Genomic DNA, 20,958 nt, shown 5'->3' on the forward strand with positions numbered 1-20,958 from the left:
GGCAACTATCTATCACCAAGATGTCTGACCTCTTGCGATTTGTTCTACTTTTAGACACAATTTGTTCATATCCGCAAAAAAAAGAAGCCCGGATCACATCCATGACTTCACTAATCTTAATAAATTAAAATCAACTTAGTGTGACTGTCTGAAATTCACTAATTGCATTCAGAGCGCGCTCTGCATGCTTTTCTGCTCTTTCAACTTTGGTTTTAACGCGTTTATCAAGTTCTGGGAAGAGACCAAAGTTAATGTTCATCGGTTGGAAATTATTCGGGTTAGCTTCCGTGACGTATCGCGCCATGCTACCCAGTGCTGTTTCGTGCGGGAAAGTGATAGGTTCATTTCCAAGTGCCAAATTGGCGGCATTCATACCTGCTATGAGTCCCGAACCTGCCGATTCGACGTAACCTTCTACACCAGTCATTTGGCCTGCGAAAAATAGATTACGATTCGCTTTCAATTGATAAGTCGCATCCAACACACGGGGTGAGTTAATGAAAGTGTTCCGATGCATAACACCATAACGAACGATTTCAACATTTTCCAAGCCAGGAATAAGATTGATAACTTCCTTTTGTGCGCCCCATTTCATATGTGTTTGAAAGCCCACGATGTTATATAATGTACCTGCCGCATCATCCTGACGAAGCTGGACAACTGCTTTTGCAAGCTCTCCAGTTTCCGGATGTTCAAGCCCTACTGGTTTAAGTGCACCGAATAAAAGTGTTTTGGCACCTCTTTGAGCGATTACTTCAACAGGCATACACCCTTCGAAATAAATCTCTTTTTCAAATTCCTTAAGTGGTACGATTTCCGCTGCGACAAGCGCATTATAAAATCGTTCAAACTCTTCCTCATTCATCGGACAATTTAAATAAGCGGCTTCACCTTTATCATATCTAGATTTCAAATATACTTTATCCATATCAATTGAATCTTTTTCAATGATAGGTGCTGCTGCGTCGTAGAAATACAGATAGTCTTCGCCTGTTAGTTTACGTATCTCTTCAGCGAGTGCAGGTGACGTCAAAGGACCCGTTGCAATGATAGTAATGCCTTCTGGTAGTTCAGTCACTTCTTCATTAATAACCTCGATGAGCGGATGATTTCGAATCGTTTCTGTTACTTTTCCTGCAAATTCATGACGGTCAACCGCCAATGCTCCCCCTGCAGGAACCGAGCAAGCATCCGCTGCTCTAATAATCAGTGAATCAAGCATTCTCATCTCTTCTTTAATAATACCTACTGCATTCGTCAGATTGTTTGCGCGCAGTGAGTTACTGCACACCAGTTCAGCAAATTTGTCTGTATGGTGCGCTGGCGTCTGTTTTACCGGACGCATTTCATATAAACGTACATTTACACCACGACTGGCGATTTGCCATGCAGCCTCACTCCCAGCGAGGCCTGCGCCTATCACATTTACGATGGGTGTCATACCTTCACCTTCTCTTCTAAGTTGTTATTGTTGAGTTCCAGGCGTCAGATGCTCGGCCATAAGCATACCGGAAAGTTCACCGGTACGTCGTCGTTCCGGCTGTGCAGCAAAGGGCGCTGCTTCGCCAGCCCGTCTTATGTCTACCGCATCTAAACGATGCCTTCCACTTTTCTTTATTGTCTAGTTCCAGGCGTCATATGCTCGGTCATAAGCTGGCTCGCCCAAGCGGCAAAGAACGCCGCTAGGACAATCCATCTTATGTCTACCGCATCTAAACGACGCCTTCCACTTTTCTTTATTATTGCGTATCTTCTTTGTAGTCACATTCTGTACATTGAATCTGAACGCCTTTTTTCGATTTCTTTTCAACTAACGTGTTTTCACATTTTGGACAAGGTCTTGAAACCGGCTTATCCCATGAAACATATTCACATTCGGGGTACTGATCGCATCCGTAAAATATACGCTTCGTTTTGCTTTTTCGTTCGACGACTTGTCCTTCTTTACAAGATGGGCAAGTGACGCCGATGGGTTTGATAATCGCTTTCGTATTACGGCATTCCGGAAAATTCGAACATGCCATGAATTTCCCATAACGGCCTAATTTGTATACCATAGCCGAACCGCATTTCTCACAATCTTCACCTGCAGGCTCGTCTTTGATTTCAATTTTTTCCATCTCAGCATCTGCAACTTGCACATGCTTTTCAAAATCCCCATAAAAATTATCAATTACTTCGACCCATTTTGTCTGGCCGTGTTCAACGTTATCAAGTTCTTTTTCCATTTGCGCTGTAAATTCAAGGTCAATAATATTTGGGAAGTATTGATTTACTGCCTGATGGACTATCCCGCCAAGCTCTGTCGGAATAAATCTCTTCGCATCCAGTGTCACATATCCGCGTTTTTGAATTGTGTCGAGTGTCGGTGCGTACGTGGACGGACGACCTATTCCCTGCTCCTCGAGCGTTTTAACCAATCTTGCTTCCGAATACCTCGGAGGCGGTTGAGTAAAGTGCTGTTTGGGGTCAATTTCACTAAACTTCACTTGTTCCCCTTCTTCGAGGGGCGGGAGGATACGGTCTTTCTCCTCTTCTTTATCGTCATTACCTTCAACATACACTTTCATAAATCCTTGGAATTTCACTTGTGATCCATTTGCCCTGAAGCGGACTTCACCGTTCACAAGGTCAACAGCGACTGTATCAAGTACCGCTGGAGCCATCTGACTAGCAACAAGTCGCTCCCAAATCAGTTTATAGAGACGCAGTTGATCGCGGGACAACACCGTTTTCATCGCAGCTGGTGGTCGCATGACTGACGTCGGGCGTATCGCCTCGTGTGCGTCCTGCGTTTTTGCAGTACTTTTTGCTGCTGGCTTAGATGTTGCAACAAACTCTTTTCCATACATTGTTTCGATGAATGATTTTGCTTCTTCTTTAGCACTATCGGCAATTCTAGTTGAGTCAGTTCTCATATAAGTTATAAGACCGACTTGTCCTTCTTTTCCGAGGTTGATACCTTCATATAGTTGCTGGGCAAGCATCATTGTCTTTTTCGCTCGGAAGTTCAGCTTTCTAGCCGCTTCCTGTTGCAAGGACGAAGTTGTGAACGGCAGTGCCGGATTTCGTTTACGTTCTTTTTTCACGACTTTCCCAATATCGAATTTATCTCCTTCTAATTGACTTAGAATGGCATCGACTTGTTTCTTGTCTGTCAGTTTCACTTTTTTCTTTGAATCGCCAAAAAACTCCGCTTCAAATGAAGTATCATCTTTTTCAAATTGAGCCGAAATACTCCAATACTCTTCAGGTACGAACGCATTGATTTCATTTTCTCTATCGATAATCATACGAAGCGCTACAGATTGAACGCGTCCTGCGGAAAGACCTTTTTTAACTTTCTTCCAAAGGATCGGACTTATGTTATAGCCTACCAGGCGGTCCAATATACGACGTGCCTGTTGAGCATCTACGCGATCCATATCGATGGGACGTGGATTTTTAAAGGATTCTTTAATCGCTTCTTTTGTTATTTCATTGAATACAACACGGCAATCTGATTCAATATCTACGCCGAGTTGGTTTGCTAAGTGCCAAGCAATTGCTTCCCCTTCTCTATCTGGGTCAGCTGCGAGAAAGATTTTTTTAGCTTTTTTAGCTTCTTTTTTCAATTCTTGAAGAATCGGGCCTTTGCCACGGATCGTAATGTACTTCGGTTCATAATTATTTTCGGTATCTACACCCATCTGGCTGCGCGGTAAATCGCGTAAGTGACCAAGTGATGCACGCACTTTATATTTCTTTCCGAGATAACGCTCGATCGTTTTCGCCTTTGCGGGTGACTCTACAATTACTAGGTAGTCTGCCATTAAGTGTCTGCCTCCTTAAAGAGGTTCCATATTTATTCCTCAAAAGAATATCTGTTGCAAAATGTATACCAGATTTCGAATTAATGCAAACTTTTTAGAGGAAAAGGTGTTTTTTCAATTCTTTAAAACTAGCGATTCGACGATTTGAAATCCATTCCAGACCGGTTTTGCGCCCTCATCTAGCAACTTATTCGGCCCTGCCGATAATGATGATGTGATAGGACCGGGAACGGCATAGATATCTTTCCCATGATCAAGCGCATGCTCGACTGTGCTCATCGTTCCACTTTTATCTGCGGATTCTGTTACTACAACTGCATCAGCTAAACCGCTTATGATTCGATTCCGCATCGGAAATGTCCAACGTTCAGGACTTACGTAAGGTGGATACTCTGTAACTAGGAGATGTTCAGCCGCTATTTTCTCCGCAAGCAATCGATTTTCTTTCGGATACAGGTGCAATAATCCATGGCCTAGTACAGCTATGGTTTTTCCACCAAATTCAATTGCAGCTTCATGAGCCATCGTATCAGCACCCATCGCAAGTCCGGATACAATAACAGCCTTATTTTCTACGAGTGGTGGCACAATCAATGACATTGCTCTTTTTGAATAAATTGTTGCTTTTCGAGATCCAATAATTGCAACATTAAGGGCGTTGGCAAATAGCGTTGGATCACCTTTAATATACAGTACTGCTGGGGGATCGATAAGTATTCGCAACTGGTCAGGGTAAAGGGGGTGTGAGAATGGAATGGCGGTGATTGCATGCCTTTGATATAACTTTTCGTAGGGGGTCGACATATTTTGAAGCAAATTACCTCTTAATTGGCTTGCTTTTGACGTAGTGATATTCAAAATTTGAGCAAATTCAATAGCCTTGTAAACATATAATCTATCGAGATTGGGGTCTATCTCGTAAAGGCTGTTTAATCTGTTCAAAGGTACCGGAAATACATAGTGAAGCCCTAGCAATCGCTTTTCAGCATCTGTCAGTTCCATTGAATTCCTCCCTTATTAAATAACAAAAAAAGATGCAGCGCATAAATCACGCTGCATCTTTAATATTAGTGTGTTTTACAACTTTCGTACAGACCTTTTTCTTTAATAACTTTAATTAACGTTTCACCGATCACAGAAGGAGTGTCCGCAACTTCAACCCCAGCAGCATTTAGCGCTTTGATTTTGTCTGCAGCTGTCCCTTTACCACCGGAAATAATGGCACCAGCATGGCCCATACGTTTTCCTTCAGGAGCTGTTTGACCACCGATAAAGCCAACAACAGGCTTCGTCATATTCGCTTTAATCCACTCGGCTGCTTCTTCTTCAGCAGTTCCGCCGATTTCACCGATCATAACAACCGCATATGTCTCAGGGTCTTCGTTGAATTCTTTTAGTACATCGATGAAGTTTGTTCCATTGATAGGGTCTCCGCCGATACCAACAGATGTTGACTGTCCGATTCCAGCATTCGTCAATTGAAGTACTGCTTCATACGTAAGTGTACCAGAACGTGAAACAACGCCTACATGACCTTTTGTATTAATGTAGCCAGGCATGATACCGATTTTACATTCGTCTGCCGTAATAACACCCGGACAGTTTGGACCGACAAGACGTGTTTTCTTGCCTTCCATGTAGCGCTTCACTTTTGCCATATCGAGTACTGGAATATGCTCTGTAATACAGATTGTCATATCTAGTTCAGCTTCTACTGCTTCCAAAATTGCATCTGCAGCAAATGGAGCTGGTACATAAATAACCGAAACGTTTGCGCCTGTCGCTTTTACAGCTTCTTCAACTGTATTGAAAACAGGAACTCCCGCTGCTTCTGTTCCGCCTTTACCAGGCGTTACTCCGCCAACAATTTTCGTTCCGTACTCAAGCATTTGTTCTGTATGAAAAAGTGCCGTAGCACCTGTAATTCCTTGTACGATAACCTTTGTATCTTTGTTAATAAAAATACTCATCGTTTGTCCCTGCCTTTCTTAACCTACTAGTTCTACAATCTTTTTAGCACCGTCTGCCATTGTATCAGCAGCGATGATGTTCAAACCTGATTCATTCAAAAGTGCTTTACCTAAGTCGACATTTGTACCTTCTAGACGAACGACAAGTGGTACTTGAAGACCAACTTCTTTTGACGCAACAATAACACCTTCAGCGATAACGTCACATTTCATGATACCACCGAAAATGTTGACGAAAATCCCTTTAACATTTTTATCAGAAAGGATGATTTTGAATGCTTCAGTAACTTTTTCAGCTGTCGCACTGCCACCAACGTCTAGGAAGTTAGCAGGTGATCCGCCGTAGTAGTTGATTGTATCCATTGTAGCCATCGCAAGGCCTGCGCCGTTAACCATGCAGCCAATACTACCATCTAGGGAAATATAGCTAAGGTCATACTTCGAAGCTTCGATTTCTTTTGGATCCTCTTCATCAAAGTCACGTAGTTCTTGAATGTCTTTGTGACGGTATAGCGCACTGTCGTCAAAGTTGAACTTCGCGTCAAGAGCAAGTACATCGTCACCAGCTGTTACAACTAGCGGGTTAATTTCAACGATGGATGCGTCTTTTTCTACGAATACTTGATAAAGTCCAAGCATAAATTTCGCAGCTTTGTTTACAAGGTGTGTAGGGATATTCATGTTATATGCCATGCGGCGTGCTTGGAATCCAGTTAAACCGATAACTGGGTCAATGACTTCTTTGAATATCTTTTCAGGTGTCGCTTCCGCAACCTCCTCGATATCCACTCCGCCTTCTTCAGAACCCATAAGTGTTACGCGATCTGTAGCACTATCAAGGACTAGTCCAAGATAATATTCTTTCTTAATGTCGGAACCTTCCTCGATAAGTAGACGTTTAATCTCTTTACCTTCAGGACCTGTTTGGTGAGTAACAAGTGTCTTACCAATCAATTCTTTTGCGTAAGCACGAACTTCATCAAGATTTTTTGCAATCTTAACTCCGCCTGCTTTCCCGCGGCCACCTGCGTGGATTTGCGCTTTTACTACGATAATGTCTGTACCTAGTTCCTTCGCAGCTTTTACCGCTTCCTCAGGAGAGAAAGCAACAAGGCCATTAGAAACAGCTACCCCGTATTCTCTTAGTAACTGTTTACCTTGATATTCATGGATATTCATCTTACATCCTCCATTCGAACTTCTAACTCTTTTAATTTACTGCCTCATCCATTGTAGTAAACTTGTCAAACATTGTCCATAGTTGTGTGTCGAATGTTTGATTTTGTCGAAACTTTCTCAAATCATTTACCAACTCCATGTTTACGGTCAATCTGATAAATATACGCAAAAACCTCAGATACCGCTTTATATAACTCTTCCGGAATGGATTCATTGACGTTCAACTGTCCTAGTATTTCGACTAAACTTGGATCCTCCTGTATTGGAATGTTATTGGCAAGTGCCCTTTCCAATATACTTTCAGCAATTTTACCCTTCCCTTTCGCAACCACTTTTGGTGCTCCCTCTGAGAATGGTTCATATGAAAGGGCAACAGCCTCTTTTCGTACATGCAATTCTTCAGTCATATGCGAAAGTCAACTCCTTGTCCATCAACTTTTGATGGACTTTTCTGTTTAGGTACAGTTTTTTCTTCTTCCGTAAACTTTTTAAAGAAGACTCCTGATAGTTTATAACCCGCTGACTCGAGTCCTTCCTTCAACTTTAGCTGAAGAGGTGGTCCAATTGTCTTGAGCGCATCATCCGCATTAAAAATAGTTACCGATACAATCCGATTTTGAACATGCATATCGATTACCGTCTTTTTTATTGATGCAAGATCAAGATAAAACAAGATCCTTGCAAATTCAGGGTCAATTTTCCCGTCCTCTTTCATGCGTCCGTTCCACTGTAATGTCGCCTCAATACGCTTACCAAAAAAATCGAGCGGTACTTGCATAACGAGCTGATGCTGGATTCCGTTTTCCCCGGATTGCAACAAAGGACCATTCATCCTCATTACGACAGTTTCTGCGGCCTCACGAAGAGCAACGGATGCAGAGGGATTATGCATAAGCGCAAGCAATTGTGGCTTCAAAGATTCAGCAAGACGTCCAAAGTCAGGTTCTTTTCCGAGCAACCTGGCTTCGTAGTTAAGTCCGAGTGAGCGCATCACTGTTTCCAAAGCGTCCTTCACGGCCTTCCCATCAATCAATGATGCAACATTAACTTCAGCTGTTTGTATCGCTTTTTGAATGTCTGGATTGACGGACTGTTCTGCCGCCCGTAAAAGTACAGATAGTTTTTCCGTTCCTTGCCGTCCCAGTAATGTTAGTAGTGCTTCTTTAGGGTCCTCTGCTGGAGTGCTAGATTGGAATGGATTAGCAATTGTATTTTCTGCATTTACACGTATAAACCCCTGACTGAATTCCTGAACGAATTTTGTCATTGACTCGACTGGTGGCTGTGCATTTACAGCACGGTCGATAATTGCCGAAAGTAAGTTTTTTTGCTGTAAATTCATTCCTGTATCGGATAAAATCAATGCTTTCAAACTAGCTAACGGAACCTGCTGATTTGGTTGTTTTGCCTCCTCAACTTGTTTAAGCAGTGTCACTACTTGCTGCACGATGGGTAACGGCAACGAGGTAGGTTGAGGTGTGGTGGCAGCCTGCCCAGCCATATTTGCAGTTGGAATACCCTGCGCTCCAACTTGGCCAACTCTTTCAGCTGATAGTAGTGAAATGAGGACTTGTGGTAAATTTGCAAGGGACGTCCGTTCTGGTAATATACCTGCACTTTTCATTAATTGCAGTGTAGCAAAACGGTTTTCAACAGGTGCGGCATGATCAAGTAGCGTCACAATGGATTGTCCTAGCAGAGAACCGCCTGTTGCCTGTGCAAAAGGCTTAGCCATCTTTTCAAGTGCTGTGAGTATGGCGTCTTTAACTTGAGGCGCTAATGCGTTATCTAGAACCAATGCATTTTTCAATGACTGCAATACGCTATGCAGGCCTTCTTTCGTCTCAACGCCTAAAAGTGATCTGAAGTTATTTTCTGTAAACGGTAATTTCAGTTCATGCATTTTCTGAATGGATGCCAGCGCCTCATTCCGGGCAGATGTCGGTACACCTTTCAGTAATTCTTCCGATTCCAGCAGATTCCCTCTGTTCATCGGAATTCTATTTTTCAAGACAAACGTTAATAGGGATTGCATTTCTTGCGTCTTTGGAACTTGCATTGCGTCCATGAGTGCACCAAGTTGACGAGCTTGCCCTTCTGTCGCTTGTAGGGGTCCTGATATAATTTTAAGTTGTAACTCAGGCTTTACCGAATTTACTTGAAAGTAATAGGAATCGCCCGCTTTCATTGGCACTTCAAGTTTTGCGAACAGCTTTTGTCCGCCTATTTGTACTTCTGCCATTTGTCCCGGGAAAAGTTGTTTTATTTGCCCATGAAACATCTGGCCTTCATTTAAGACGAATGGTCTATTCGATGCATCTCCTACCATCGCTTGTCCCGACATTGATACTCCGGCAGTTGGAAAACTCATTCGTTCTTCCTCCCGTCTTTTAACATTGATTTCACAGGTTCAAAACTGGCACGATGATGTTTGCTTGGACCATGTATTTGAAGCGCTAAAACATGTTCTGCTGTTCCATATCCGGCATTTTTATTAAATTTATAAATAGGAAATTCGTTATGTATTTCATCCATGATTGCATCTCTCGTCGTTTTTGCAATTATCGAAGCGGCCGCAATTGCCAAGCTCTTTGCATCGCCTTTTATAACAGACTCTGTCGGACAATTTACAGCGAGTGACATTGCATCCGCAATGACAAAATCAGGTTTGATTGACAACCCTTTTACAGCCCGTTCCATGGAGTCCCTTGTCGCAGCGTAAATATTTGTTTCATCGATGGTTTTAGCTGATTGAATATGTGCTGAATAGGAGATAGCGACACTTCGAATCTTTTCCGCAAGTCGTTCCCGTTCCGCCTTCGGAATGGCCTTTGAATCATCCAACCCGATGAGTTCAGGCGTTTCTCGAGGTAAAATGACCGCTGCAGTGACCACAGGACCCGCTAACGGTCCTCTTCCCGCTTCATCCACCCCTGCAACCATAGCACCCTCAAACGGCGCGTAAGACATGTCAAATGCTTTTTTCTCTGCATGCGCTTGCTCTATCACTTTTCTTTTTTCATAACGACGCTTCCAACGATTAAGTGCATTTTGCACACCCATTCTTGAATCCAGTTCCAGTTCTTCCATCCACAATTCCGGTTCTCCAACCGTTTTTAGCAGTTCTGTAATATCCTTTATGGTTTTCAACGTGATCACCTTTCATTCATAAGCGTTTTATCGATTCATTCCTTTTGTATTATATCGGTTGCTAGTGATGGTTATCCACAGGTCAAGTATATATCAATTACGCCTCGGCGTAATTGCGTCCAGATTTTGAATCGAGCTTGCTCGATTGACTCCTTTCAAAATCTGTGAAATCCGCCGGAGGCTTTATCTTTTTTCAGCAGGCGTTTGAACACCCACTGTACAGGAAAACAAAACCGCATTCATCTCCCTCCTATGGAGGTGAGAGTCTTCTGCTGAATAAAGATAAGTATTCCAAACAAAGAAAAAACCGATTGCCGCGGAAGTAAATTCCGTGCCGGCATCGGCTTAATCCATTTGCGGTTGAAGTGATGTAAAATCGAATGTCAGTTTTCCAAGGTATTCATTTCGGATATCGCGCACGATTAACTCCGCTACCTTATCAAGATCTATTTCTCCACCAGTTGTATAAACTTTACGAAGAGATCCGATCTGCTCAAAGACCGGAAGAATTTCTTCTCCTATCATTGTCAAACCATATCTAGCTGACAGCCGATCGGGGTAATTTGCTTCAAGAAAACGTAGGCCGTATACAGCCAAATCTTCCATATTGACGATTGTATCTTTAATAGCTCCTGTCAGCGCAAGTTTGTAGCCAACTTCTTTATCTTCGAATTTCGGCCAAAGAATACCGGGTGTATCCAGAAGTTCCAGTTCTTTTTCGTATTTAATCCATTGCTGCGCTTTCGTAACGCCTGGTGTATTGCCCGTTTTGGCAATGTTTTTCTTTGCAAGTCGATTGATAAGGGTCGACTTTCCGACATTCGGAATCCCAACAATCATCGCTCGCATGGCGCCTGGACGAATACCCCTAGAACGCAATCTTGCAAGTTTCGGTTCCAATATCTCTTTAGCAGCTTTAATAACAGTCTGAAGCCCTTTTCCTTCAAACGAATTGATGGCAACGGTACGTAATCCGCGCGTTTCGAAATAGTGAATCCAGCGTGCGGTCTCCTTTTCGTCTGCGAGGTCCATCTTATTCAAAATTAACAACCTCGGCTTTTGATGAATAACCTCGTCAATCATCGGATTTCTTGAAGAGAGCGGAAGCCTAGCGTCGATTAACTCAAAGACGATGTCGACCAGCTTCAATTTTTCAGTTACTTCGCGTCGTGCTTTTGCCATATGTCCGGGAAACCATTGAATTGTCATGCTGTAAGTTCCTCCTGTCAGTTGATAATTCCGAAATCTTTAACCGGCCAGAAGACAATTTTTGTACTACCGATAATTTCATCGATTGAAACAGCTCCAATATGTCTGGAGTCTTTACTTTTTCTTCTGTTGTCCCCCATGACAAATACATGGTCTGCAGGAACCGTTATACTGCCGACTGGCGTCTCTTCAAGCGTGAAATCTCCAGTCAATGGACTGTCCGGGACTTCCGCCTTGTATTGATCGAGATACGGCTCTTCAATAGGCTCTCCATTAATATATAAAATGTCGTCCTGATATTCCACTTCATCACCAGGAAGTCCGATTACTCTTTTTATATAATCTTTTTCTTCAGGCGCATGGAACACCACGATATCAAAACGCTTCGGTTCACCAATTGTGTATCCAATCTTATTTACAATCATCCGATCACCATTTTCGAGCGTCGGCATCATCGATACCCCATCAACAACAATCGGCGTAAAGAGGAACACCCTGATAATTGCTGCAAGTCCGAATGCGATTAAAAGCGCTTTCGCCCATTCCCACGTTTCATTCTTCTTCTTTTTCTCTTCATTCATCGGCTGAGCCTCCTGCGTATTTCTGTCCTTATTGTACAGTCTATTCAATTTTGAGGCAAAAAGAAAGGAGGCCGTTTGTTGGCCTCCTGGGTTTTCGCTTTTGTTTATCGAAGTTCTTTGATACGTGCAGCTTTTCCGCGCAGACTGCGAAGGTAATACAACTTCGCACGGCGTACTTTACCACGGCGTGTTACTTCAAGTATAGCAATTTTAGGTGTGTTTACAGGGAATGTACGTTCAACACCTACACCATTGGAGATTTTACGGACTGTGAAAGTTTCACTGATTCCGCCTCCACGACGTTTGATAACAATTCCTTCGAATAGCTGAATACGCTCACGCGTTCCCTCTACAATTTTCACGTGCAAACGAACTGTATCTCCTGCACGGAATGATGGATGATCAGTACGAAGCTGATCTTTAGTAATTTCTGAAATAATATGTTGCATAATTTAACCTCTCCCTATCCACAGAAGTTCTTGCACTTCTTGCCTTTGCAGCGGAACATCAGTAATTATGTACTTACATAGAAGCACATAGTAGATAATACCACAAAGGTCAAATCGATGCAAGGTCATCTGTCTACTTTTTCTCGATTAAGTTGGTTGAGGAACTTGCGCTGATTGTCTGTAAGTGGCGCGTCTTTGAGCAAATCTTTTCTCCGCTCAAACGTGCGAATAAGTGACTGCTGTTCACGCCATTTATCGATTTCTGCATGGTTTCCGGATAACAATACTGCCGGTACTTCCATGCCATTAAAATTAGAGGGTCTTGTATATTGAGGATGTTCAAGCAAACCTGTTGAAAACGAATCCAGCACAGGAGAATCCACATTGCCAAGGACATTCGGTAACAGGCGCACTACACTATCAATCACAGCCATTGCAGCAATCTCGCCGCCTGTCAGAACGAAGTCTCCGATGGATAACTCGTCCGTCACAAGATGCTGGCGTATCCGCTCATCATACCCCTCATAATGCCCGCATATGAACACAATATGCTCTTCAGCTGATAGTTCTTCCGCTTTCTTCTGTGTAAATCGTTCTCCCTGAGGACACATCAGAATAACACGGGGAGGCTTTTCAAGGCCTTCTGAAATCGCTTCGACTGCGGCAAAGAGCGGTTCCGGTTTAAGGACCATCCCCGCTCCTCCACCATATGGATAATCATCAACTTTATGGTGCTTGTTTGTAGAATAGTCCCGAAAATCGGTTACACCAAAGGTTACTGCATCATTTGACTGAGCCTTTTTCATGATTGAGGAATGGAGAACGCCTTCAAACATTTCCGGAAACAGTGAAAGGACATCTATTTTCATCATGAAAGAAGCCCTTCCATTGGATCAATGATGATTTTTTTATTGTCTATATCTATTTCTTTGACGATGTCTTCAATGTATGGAATATAGTGTGGCTTCCCTTTTTCAGGTATCACCGTCCATACATCATTCGCACCGGTTTCAAGAATCTCCGTCACTTTACCGATGTCAGTACCTTCAGTTGTGAACACTGAACAGCCGATAATTTCGTGATAGTAGAATTCGTTTTCATCTAAATCACCAAGCTCGTTTTCAGGTATTTTAAAAATACCGCTACGATACTTTTCGACATCATTAAGATTCGGATGATTTTCAAATGTTAACAGATCGAAGTTCTTATGTTGTCTGTGACTGGCAACAGTCAAATAGATAGGTGCTTTGCTGTCCGGCATGAACAAGGCCAGCTTGTTTCCGATCGTATAACGCTCCTCCGGAAAATGAGTACGCGAAACGACACGGACTTCTCCACGGATACCGTGTGTATTTACAATTGTACCAACATTAAACCATTGCATATATTGCACCATCCTTTATATAAGAAGAGAAAAGTGCCTGCTCAAACACGACAGGCATTAGACAGGTCAGGGGATAGAGTCCACGTTCGCGGAACCGTATCGCAACTAAGCGAGATACGTTTGCTTACATATGAACTGCGCTTTTGACACCTAGCCTAAAAAAACTTTGTGTCTACAAACTACTATTTCCTAACAATTTATAATTATTCAATTAATAACTTAGACAAAAAAGGAAGGAACCTGAGCTCCCTCCCTTTCTATATCAATCTATAATATCGATATAAACCTTTTTGCCGTGGTGACTGCCTGCTGCTGAATAAACAATGGTGCGTATCGCTTTCGCAACACGTCCCTGCTTTCCGATAACTTTTCCCATATCTTCGGGGTTGACGGATAGTTTATAAATGACACGGTTATCATGTTCATCCATCGCTACCCGGACATCTCCAGGATAATCGACTAACGGTTTGACGATTGTTTCAATCAGCTGCTTCATGTGCACCCCTCCTGATTATTTACCGTGTTTAGCGTTATGGTATTTTTCCATGATGCCTTTATCGGAAAACAGGTTACGGACTGTATCAGAAGGTTTAGCACCATTCTGTAACCATTGAAGAGCTAGCTCTTCGTTGATTAGTACTTCAGCCGGTTTTGTAAGCGGGTTGTAAGTACCAACTGTTTCGATTTGACGACCATCACGTGGTGAACGTGAATCTGCTACAACAATACGATAGAAAGGAGTTTTCTTTGCTCCCATACGTTTAAGACGAATTTTTACTGACATTTTTACTTGCACCTCCGAATAGTTTCACACAAGATAGTATATTATCAAGCTTTCTGTTGTTTGTAAAGTGTTTTTTCTTAACACCTTGAATTTTATTTGAAAAACGAATCTAATCCAGGCATTTTCATCTTCTTTTTACCTTTTTGTTGCATGCCGGACATTTGTTTCACCATTTTTTTCATGTCTTCGAATTGCTTTAATAGCCGATTGACGTCTTGAATGCTTGTTCCTGAACCTTTTGCAATTCGCTTGCGGCGATTTGCATTAATGATTTCAGGTGTATTGCGCTCATTTTTCGTCATCGATTGAATGACCGCTTCAACGCGTCCCATTTGACCTTCATCTACTTTGGCATTTTCTAGACCTTTGATTTTATTGGCGCCAGGCATCATTTTCAATAGTTCGTCGAGTGGCCCCATCTTCTTCACTTGCTGAAGTTGATCAAGGAAATCATCCAGTGTAAATGACTGTGTCCTGAACTTTTCTTCAAGTTCCTTCGACTTCTCTTCGTCAACGTTCTCCTGAGCCTTTTCAATGAGAGACATGACGTCTCCCATACCGAGAATTCGCGACGCCATACGCTCCGGATGAAATGGTTCAAGCGCATCCATTTTCTCGCCCATTCCGACAAACTTAATCGGTTTTTCTGTAACAGCACGAATTGAAAGCGCAGCTCCGCCTCTGGTATCCCCATCAAGTTTTGTCAAAATAACACCTGTAATACCTACCGTATCATCAAAACTTTTGGCAACATTGACAGCATCTTGACCCGTCATCGCATCGACAACTAAGAATACTTCGTCCGGAGTACTGAGTTCACGGATATCCTTAAGTTCCTGCATCAGAACTTCATCGACATGCAGCCTTCCTGCTGTATCGATGATAACGACATCATGGTGTTCTTTCTCCGCCTCTGCAAGCGCCTGGCGGACAATTTCAACAGGTGAAATGTCTGTTCCAAGTGCAAATACAGGCATCGTCAATTGTTTTCCGAGTGTTTCCAACTGCTGAATTGCAGCCGGTCTATAAACGTCTGCCGCAACAAGAAGTGGCTTTTTATTGTGACGCTTTCGAAGAACACTCGCCAATTTCCCAGTAGTGGTCGTTTTCCCAGCTCCTTGCAAACCAACCATCATAATAACTGTCGGTGATTTTCTCGCAAATTGGATTGGGTTCTGTTCGCCACCCATCAGATTCGTCAATTCATCTTTAACGATTTTGACAACTTGCTGACCGGGTGTAAGACTTTTCATAACGTCTTGTCCGACAGCACGTTCGCTGACGGTTTTCACAAACTCTTTGACCACTTTTAAGTTGACGTCAGCTTCAATTAGCGCAAAACGTACTTCACGCATCATTTCCTTAACGTCAGTTTCATCAATCTTTCCTTTGCCCTTAATCTTCTGTAGCGTCCCTTGCAGGCGCTGGGCTAATCCTTCAAATGCCATGCACAGAGCCTCCTACTCATTATCTTTTATTGCGATTAATAATTCCCTGATTGTTTCCGATTTTTCATCATTATCATCGGTTACGAGCTCTTCAAGAGAATCCACAATTTCTGCTCGCTTCTGGAATTTCGAAAATAAGTTCAACTTCATTTCGTAGTCTTCGAGCATTGCTTCAGTTCGGCGGACGTTGTCATAAACAGCTTGACGTGATACGCCGTATTCCCCCGCAATCTCACCAAGTGAAAGGTCTTCCAAATAATAAAGCTGCATATAAAGTCTCTGTTTATCAGTCAAAAGCGACTGATAAAAATCGAAGAGGAAGTTGATGCGTGTCGTTTTTGCAAGCGTCATAGGCTCTGCCTCCCCGCTTGTCTTCCTAAGCCATCATAATATGATGGCAGAGTACTGTCAAGCTATTTTACTTGTCTGTTGCAGTATCCTCTTGTTCAAGGCCGTCAGCAAAAAGACCATACACATACTTTTCCGGATCAAAGGGTTGTAAATCATCCACACCTTCGCCTAGACCGACAAATTTAACTGGGATATTCAATTTCTTTCGAATAGCAAGGACAATACCGCCTTTTGCAGTACCATCTAGCTTCGTCAAGACAATTCCAGTAACGTCTGTCGCTTCCTTGAATGTCTCGGCTTGTATTAATGCATTTTGCCCTGTAGTCGCATCCAGAGCCAACAGTACTTCGTGTGGAGCCCCTTCAACCTCTTTGCTAATGACGCGGTGTACTTTCTGAAGTTCATTCATCAAATTGACTTTGTTTTGAAGTCTACCAGCAGTATCACAGATAAGGACATCGACTTTACGATTTTTAGCAGCTCGGATAGCGTCGTACATGACTGCAGCTGGGTCAGATCCTTCTGATTGGCGAATCACTTCAACCCCAGCACGTTCTCCCCAGACAACTAGCTGATCGATTGCACCTGCACGGAAAGTGTCACCAGCAGCAAGCATGACAGTCTTTCCTTCCGCCATTAGACGTGCCGCCAACTTGCCGATTGTGGTCGTTTTTCCGACCCCATTGACACCTACTAATAACACAACAGTCAAGCCTTCTTCCTGTATATTCAAGCGATTGTCGAGTTCTTCGCCGGCTTGATAAATCTCAACGAGTTTTTCAGAAATAACCGATTGAATTCCCGCAGTATCTTTAATATTCTTACGTTTTACTTCCACTCTTAGTAAATCAATTAGTTCCATAACAGTTTCATATCCAACGTCAGCCTGTAATAGCAACTCTTCCAATTCTTCAAAGAACTCTTCATCAACCACCCGGAATCGGGCAACTAAGTCATTTACTTTAGATGTAAACTGATTACGCGTTTTAGATAATCCATCCTTAAACTTTTCTGTTACTGATTCGTTCGCACCTGTAATCTTTTCTTTAATTTTTTTTATAAAAGACAACTATAGCCTCTCCTTTACATTATCGCTTCTGCAGGCACATCGGAAAGTTTGACCGAAATGACTTTGGATACTCCTGATTCTTGCATTGTAATACCGTAAAGCACATCGGCACCTTCCATCGTTCCTTTCCGATGTGTAATTACGATGAATTGTGTCTTCTCAGAAAACTTCTTCAAGTATTTACTGTAGCGTAAGACATTCGCTTCGTCGAGTGCCGCTTCGACTTCATCGAGAATACAAAATGGCACTGGTCGTACTTCAATGATTGAAAATAACAATGCAATCGCTGTTAACGCTCGTTCGCCACCCGATAACAGACTTAGATTTTGCAACTTCTTCCCTGGCGGCCTGGCTACAATTTCCACACCTGTTTCCAGTAAATTATCAGGTTGAGTAAGATGTAAATCAGCGTCCCCGCCGCCAAACATTTCCTTGAACACATGTCTGAATCGGTTCTGTACTGCATTGAATGTCATTGAGAACCGCGTCGTCATTTCTGCATCCATTTCAGACATCGCTTCGTGAAGAGTCGTTTTCGCTTCAAGTAGATCATTGCGTTGTTCGTTTAAGAAGATATGACGTCCCGATACTTCTTCAAATTCTAAGATGGCTCCTGGATTAACGGTACCTAGTAAGGACAATTCTTGTTTTAAAGATTCAACGTTAGCCCTAGTTTGTAATTCATCAAAGTCGACTGCTAAATCCATGTTAGGATATAAACCATATTCATCTAACAAACGCTGAGTGACCGCGTCGTATTTCACTTCCACGCGGGATAACGAAACAGAAACTGAATTCAATGTGGAGATAACGTCTCCGGCTTTGGCTCGAAGTTTTCGGAGTAATATACTTTTTTCCTCGAGCAAATCAGCAAGTTTTGCACGTTTTTTTCTGCCTGCAAAAACTGCTTTTTCAATTGTGTTTTTTTCAGCAGTCGTTCTATTAATCTCCAACGCAATTTGTTCAGCGGTTAATTCACCACCACTGTCGCTTCCAGTGTAATACTGCATTTCATCTTGCAAGAGAGACAGTTTCTGTTCAGCCTGTTCGGATGCGAGCACCGTTTCTTGTATAGATGTTAGCTGATACGTCTTCTGTTCACGTAAAACCGCTACTTGCTCCCGAAGTGAGTTATAACGGACTGTCAAGGTCGCTTCTTCATTTCTACGGTCAGAAGCAAGTCGTTCAAGCGTTTGCACCTGCATTTGAATTGAAGTTAACTCTTTTTTCACGTGTGTATGTTTTTTTTCTAATTCTGCTTTCTTTTCCAACAGTGCCGAACCCGTACTTTCTGCACCCTGTCTCCCCATGTCGGTCATAGTAAATTCTGCTTCAGCAGAATGGATTGCAATACCGGTCTCTCGAATACTCGATTCCATAGCCACAATTTCAGCTTGTAGACTAGCAGTTTTCTTACGATAATCATCCACTTCGTGCAGTTTCCTCGCAACTTCCATTTTCGTGTCGCCGATTTTCTTTGTAGCGGATCCGATTGATTCGGCCATCTGATTTAGTTGTTTCTGCAAGGTTTCAAGTTCCGCTTTTCTTGTAAAAACGGAAGCCTGCCCCTTGGCACCACCACCAGTAAGCGAACCTCCTGCATTTACGATATCTCCGTCGAGCGTCACTACACGGAAGCGATAGCCTAGTGCTTTCGCAATAGCTGAAGCCCCCGCAAGCGTTTTCGCAACAATTGTATTACCAAGCAAGTTTTCCTTGATGATTAAGTACTTAGCATCACTTTGCACGAGTCGATCTGCAGTCCCTATGTATTCTGGATGCTGTTCAACTGAGGCCAGTGCAGCTGATTGGAGCTTCCTGGATTTCATCACGTCTTTTGGAAGAAAAGTCGCCCTTCCCGCATTCTTCGCTTTTAAATAAGCAATTGCCTTTCTTGCCTCGGATTCAGTCGATGTCACAATATGTTGCATTGCGCCACCAAGCGCGGTTTCCACTGCTTTAATATACTCTTTTTCTACAGATATTATTTCTGCGACTGCACCGTCTATCCCTGTCAATTTACCGGATTTTTTCGCAACAAGGATTTCTTTTACGCCCGAATAAAATCCAGAAAAGTCCGCTTCCATACTTTCAAGTGCACGCACCCTGCCATGCATCTCGTGCTGTCTGTTAAGTGCATTTTGCATCAGTTCCTGCTGTGAACTTAGTTCCCCTTCGGTCTTCCGCAAAGCTTTTGTCATTGCGTGAAGAGCCGTATTCACTTTGTCCATTTTCTGTTTTAACATGGACAACTTGTCCGATTTTACAGACCTTTCTTCGGTAAGGTTTTTAATACGTTCTTTCAGCACTGATGTCTGTTGGATAATCTTTTCAGAAGATGTTTTTTCACCTACGAGACGTTCCTCCGCATGCTTCAAATCGTTGCGAATGGTGGCTTCCTCGTTTAACCTATCGATATAAGCTGATTTCAACTCATCGATTTCTTTTTCAGTCTCTTTGACTGAACGTTTGAGAATTTGGGAAATCCCATCCATCTCAACATTTGTTTTTGCGTATTCTATTTCTGTGTGTTTCAGTTTTTCACGGGCTGTTTTAAGTTTTACTGAAAGGGCTATCACTTCTTTTTCCGTAGCAGCCAATTCAAATCGGGTTCTTTCAATCTGCTGGTCTGCATTGCGGCGTTTTTCAAGTGATAACAGCCGTCTACCTTCCCATTTCTCTGACTCTGCACTCGTTACTACAAGTTTTTTTTGTAAAGTATCTAATTGGTCATCCATGACCCCAAGTTCTATTTTCGCTAATTCAGATGCTTTTTCAGTTTTTTCAGAGTCTGCTTCTAGCAACTCTTTCTTTTTCTGAATGCGCACAGCTTCTTCTGTTTTTTCACGAATAGCACTGTAAAGATTTCCCGCATCGAAAGTCAATAAAGATACGTCGGCTTCACGCATCTCTTCTGATAGGACTTTATGTCTTTTTGCCGCTTCTGCATTTATCCGTAGAGGCTCCATTCTGGAATCGAGTTCTTTCAAAATGTCAAGAACCCTGTCCAGATTATCTTCTGTTTCAAATAGTTTTTGTTCTGCCTTCTTTTTCCTCGTCCTATATTTCAGAACGCCAGCGGCTTCATCAAAAATACTTCGCCTGTCTTCAGGTCGGCTATTTAGAATTTCATCTACACGACCTTGTGAAATAATTGAGAACGCTTCTTTTCCAAGTCCAGAATCCATAAATACATCATTGATATCCTTTAGCCGGCATTGCTGTCCGTTTAATAGATATGCGCTGTCTCCTGAACGAAAAACACGTCTGCTGACACTGATTTCCGTATAATCAAGTGGAAAGAGGCCTTTACTATTATCTAGTATGAGTGTCACCTCTGCAAAGTTAAGTGATTTTCTTGAATCACTCCCTGCAAAGATGACATCCTCCATCTTCGATCCCCGTAGAGATTTCGCAGATTGTTCGCCAAGGACCCAGCGAATGGCATCCGTAATATTACTTTTTCCACTTCCATTTGGACCAACTACCGCTGTAACTCCTGGGACAAAGTCGATTGCAATCCGTTCCGCAAACGATTTAAATCCTATAATTTCAAGTCTTTTCAGAAACAC

At 42.6% G+C, this 20,958-nt stretch carries 19 protein-coding genes; all 19 read right to left on the reverse strand.

All coding sequences use genetic code 11. The features are described 5' to 3' along the window. Window positions 1-130: 130 nt before the first annotated feature. Window positions 131-1,441, reverse strand: a complete 1,311-nt coding sequence (gene trmFO, locus AC25Y5_RS04995) for an FADH(2)-oxidizing methylenetetrahydrofolate--tRNA-(uracil(54)-C(5))-methyltransferase TrmFO (protein WP_488139374.1) — start codon at window positions 1,439-1,441, stop codon at window positions 131-133. 298 nt (window positions 1,442-1,739) lie between these two features. Next, a complete protein-coding gene (topA, locus tag AC25Y5_RS05000; protein ID WP_488139375.1) occupies window positions 1,740-3,812 on the reverse strand; it encodes a type I DNA topoisomerase in 2,073 nt (690 codons plus the stop codon). A gap of 114 nt (window positions 3,813-3,926) precedes the next feature. Further along, window positions 3,927-4,814 carry a DNA-processing protein DprA gene (dprA, locus tag AC25Y5_RS05005; RefSeq protein WP_488139376.1) on the reverse strand — a complete coding sequence of 296 codons (888 nt, stop codon included), beginning with the start codon at window positions 4,812-4,814 and terminating at the stop codon, window positions 3,927-3,929. A 65-nt stretch (window positions 4,815-4,879) separates the two neighbouring features. Continuing rightward, window positions 4,880-5,782 carry a succinate--CoA ligase subunit alpha gene (sucD, locus tag AC25Y5_RS05010; RefSeq protein ID WP_488139377.1) on the reverse strand — a complete coding sequence of 301 codons (903 nt, stop codon included), beginning with the start codon at window positions 5,780-5,782 and terminating at the stop codon, window positions 4,880-4,882. Between the two features lie 18 nt (window positions 5,783-5,800). After that, window positions 5,801-6,961: an ADP-forming succinate--CoA ligase subunit beta gene (gene sucC, locus AC25Y5_RS05015; protein ID WP_482103940.1), complete on the reverse strand. Its 1,161-nt coding sequence runs from the start codon at window positions 6,959-6,961 to the stop codon at window positions 5,801-5,803. Window positions 6,962-7,083: 122 nt separating this feature from the next. Beyond that, window positions 7,084-7,368: an EscU/YscU/HrcU family type III secretion system export apparatus switch protein gene (locus AC25Y5_RS05020; protein WP_488139378.1), complete on the reverse strand. Its 285-nt coding sequence runs from the start codon at window positions 7,366-7,368 to the stop codon at window positions 7,084-7,086. Continuing rightward, window positions 7,365-9,332, reverse strand: coding sequence for a hypothetical protein (locus AC25Y5_RS05025; RefSeq protein WP_488139379.1), 1,968 nt, complete (start codon window positions 9,330-9,332; stop codon window positions 7,365-7,367). The genes AC25Y5_RS05020 and AC25Y5_RS05025 overlap by 4 nt, the downstream gene beginning before the upstream one ends. Beyond that, complete coding sequence (rnhB, locus tag AC25Y5_RS05030; protein WP_488139380.1) at window positions 9,329-10,120, reverse strand: ribonuclease HII; 792 nt, start codon at window positions 10,118-10,120, stop codon at window positions 9,329-9,331. The genes AC25Y5_RS05025 and rnhB overlap by 4 nt, the downstream gene beginning before the upstream one ends. Before the next feature lie 336 nt (window positions 10,121-10,456). Next, complete coding sequence (ylqF, locus tag AC25Y5_RS05035; RefSeq protein WP_488139381.1) at window positions 10,457-11,320, reverse strand: ribosome biogenesis GTPase YlqF; 864 nt, start codon at window positions 11,318-11,320, stop codon at window positions 10,457-10,459. A gap of 17 nt (window positions 11,321-11,337) precedes the next feature. Further along, complete coding sequence (gene lepB / locus AC25Y5_RS05040) at window positions 11,338-11,901, reverse strand: signal peptidase I (RefSeq protein ID WP_488139382.1); 564 nt, start codon at window positions 11,899-11,901, stop codon at window positions 11,338-11,340. 104 nt (window positions 11,902-12,005) lie between these two features. Beyond that, complete coding sequence (gene rplS / locus AC25Y5_RS05045) at window positions 12,006-12,350, reverse strand: 50S ribosomal protein L19 (protein ID WP_482100419.1); 345 nt, start codon at window positions 12,348-12,350, stop codon at window positions 12,006-12,008. 125 nt (window positions 12,351-12,475) lie between these two features. Further along, window positions 12,476-13,219 (reverse strand): tRNA (guanosine(37)-N1)-methyltransferase TrmD, encoded by a 744-nt coding sequence (gene trmD / locus AC25Y5_RS05050; RefSeq protein ID WP_488139557.1) that lies wholly within the window; start codon window positions 13,217-13,219, stop codon window positions 12,476-12,478. Continuing rightward, window positions 13,219-13,734 (reverse strand): ribosome maturation factor RimM, encoded by a 516-nt coding sequence (gene rimM / locus AC25Y5_RS05055; protein WP_482100418.1) that lies wholly within the window; start codon window positions 13,732-13,734, stop codon window positions 13,219-13,221. The genes trmD and rimM overlap by 1 nt, the downstream gene beginning before the upstream one ends. 262 nt (window positions 13,735-13,996) lie before the next feature. Continuing rightward, on the reverse strand, window positions 13,997-14,230 hold the full coding sequence (locus tag AC25Y5_RS05060) for a KH domain-containing protein (RefSeq protein WP_179391376.1): 234 nt from the start codon (window positions 14,228-14,230) through the stop codon (window positions 13,997-13,999). 15 nt (window positions 14,231-14,245) lie between these two features. After that, on the reverse strand, window positions 14,246-14,518 hold the full coding sequence (rpsP, locus tag AC25Y5_RS05065; protein WP_482100417.1) for a 30S ribosomal protein S16: 273 nt from the start codon (window positions 14,516-14,518) through the stop codon (window positions 14,246-14,248). Between the two features lie 92 nt (window positions 14,519-14,610). Beyond that, the gene (ffh, locus tag AC25Y5_RS05070; protein WP_488139383.1) at window positions 14,611-15,966 is read right to left on the reverse strand and encodes a signal recognition particle protein; all 1,356 of its coding nucleotides are present in this window, start codon (window positions 15,964-15,966) and stop codon (window positions 14,611-14,613) included. Window positions 15,967-15,978: 12 nt separating this feature from the next. Then, complete coding sequence (locus AC25Y5_RS05075; protein ID WP_482100415.1) at window positions 15,979-16,317, reverse strand: putative DNA-binding protein; 339 nt, start codon at window positions 16,315-16,317, stop codon at window positions 15,979-15,981. A 67-nt stretch (window positions 16,318-16,384) separates the two neighbouring features. Beyond that, window positions 16,385-17,386: a signal recognition particle-docking protein FtsY gene (gene ftsY, locus AC25Y5_RS05080; RefSeq protein WP_488139384.1), complete on the reverse strand. Its 1,002-nt coding sequence runs from the start codon at window positions 17,384-17,386 to the stop codon at window positions 16,385-16,387. Between the two features lie 14 nt (window positions 17,387-17,400). Beyond that, window positions 17,401-20,958: a chromosome segregation protein SMC gene (gene smc / locus AC25Y5_RS05085; protein WP_488139385.1), complete on the reverse strand. Its 3,558-nt coding sequence runs from the start codon at window positions 20,956-20,958 to the stop codon at window positions 17,401-17,403.

It is taken from the genome of Sporosarcina sp. Y1011 (genome assembly GCF_057669885.1).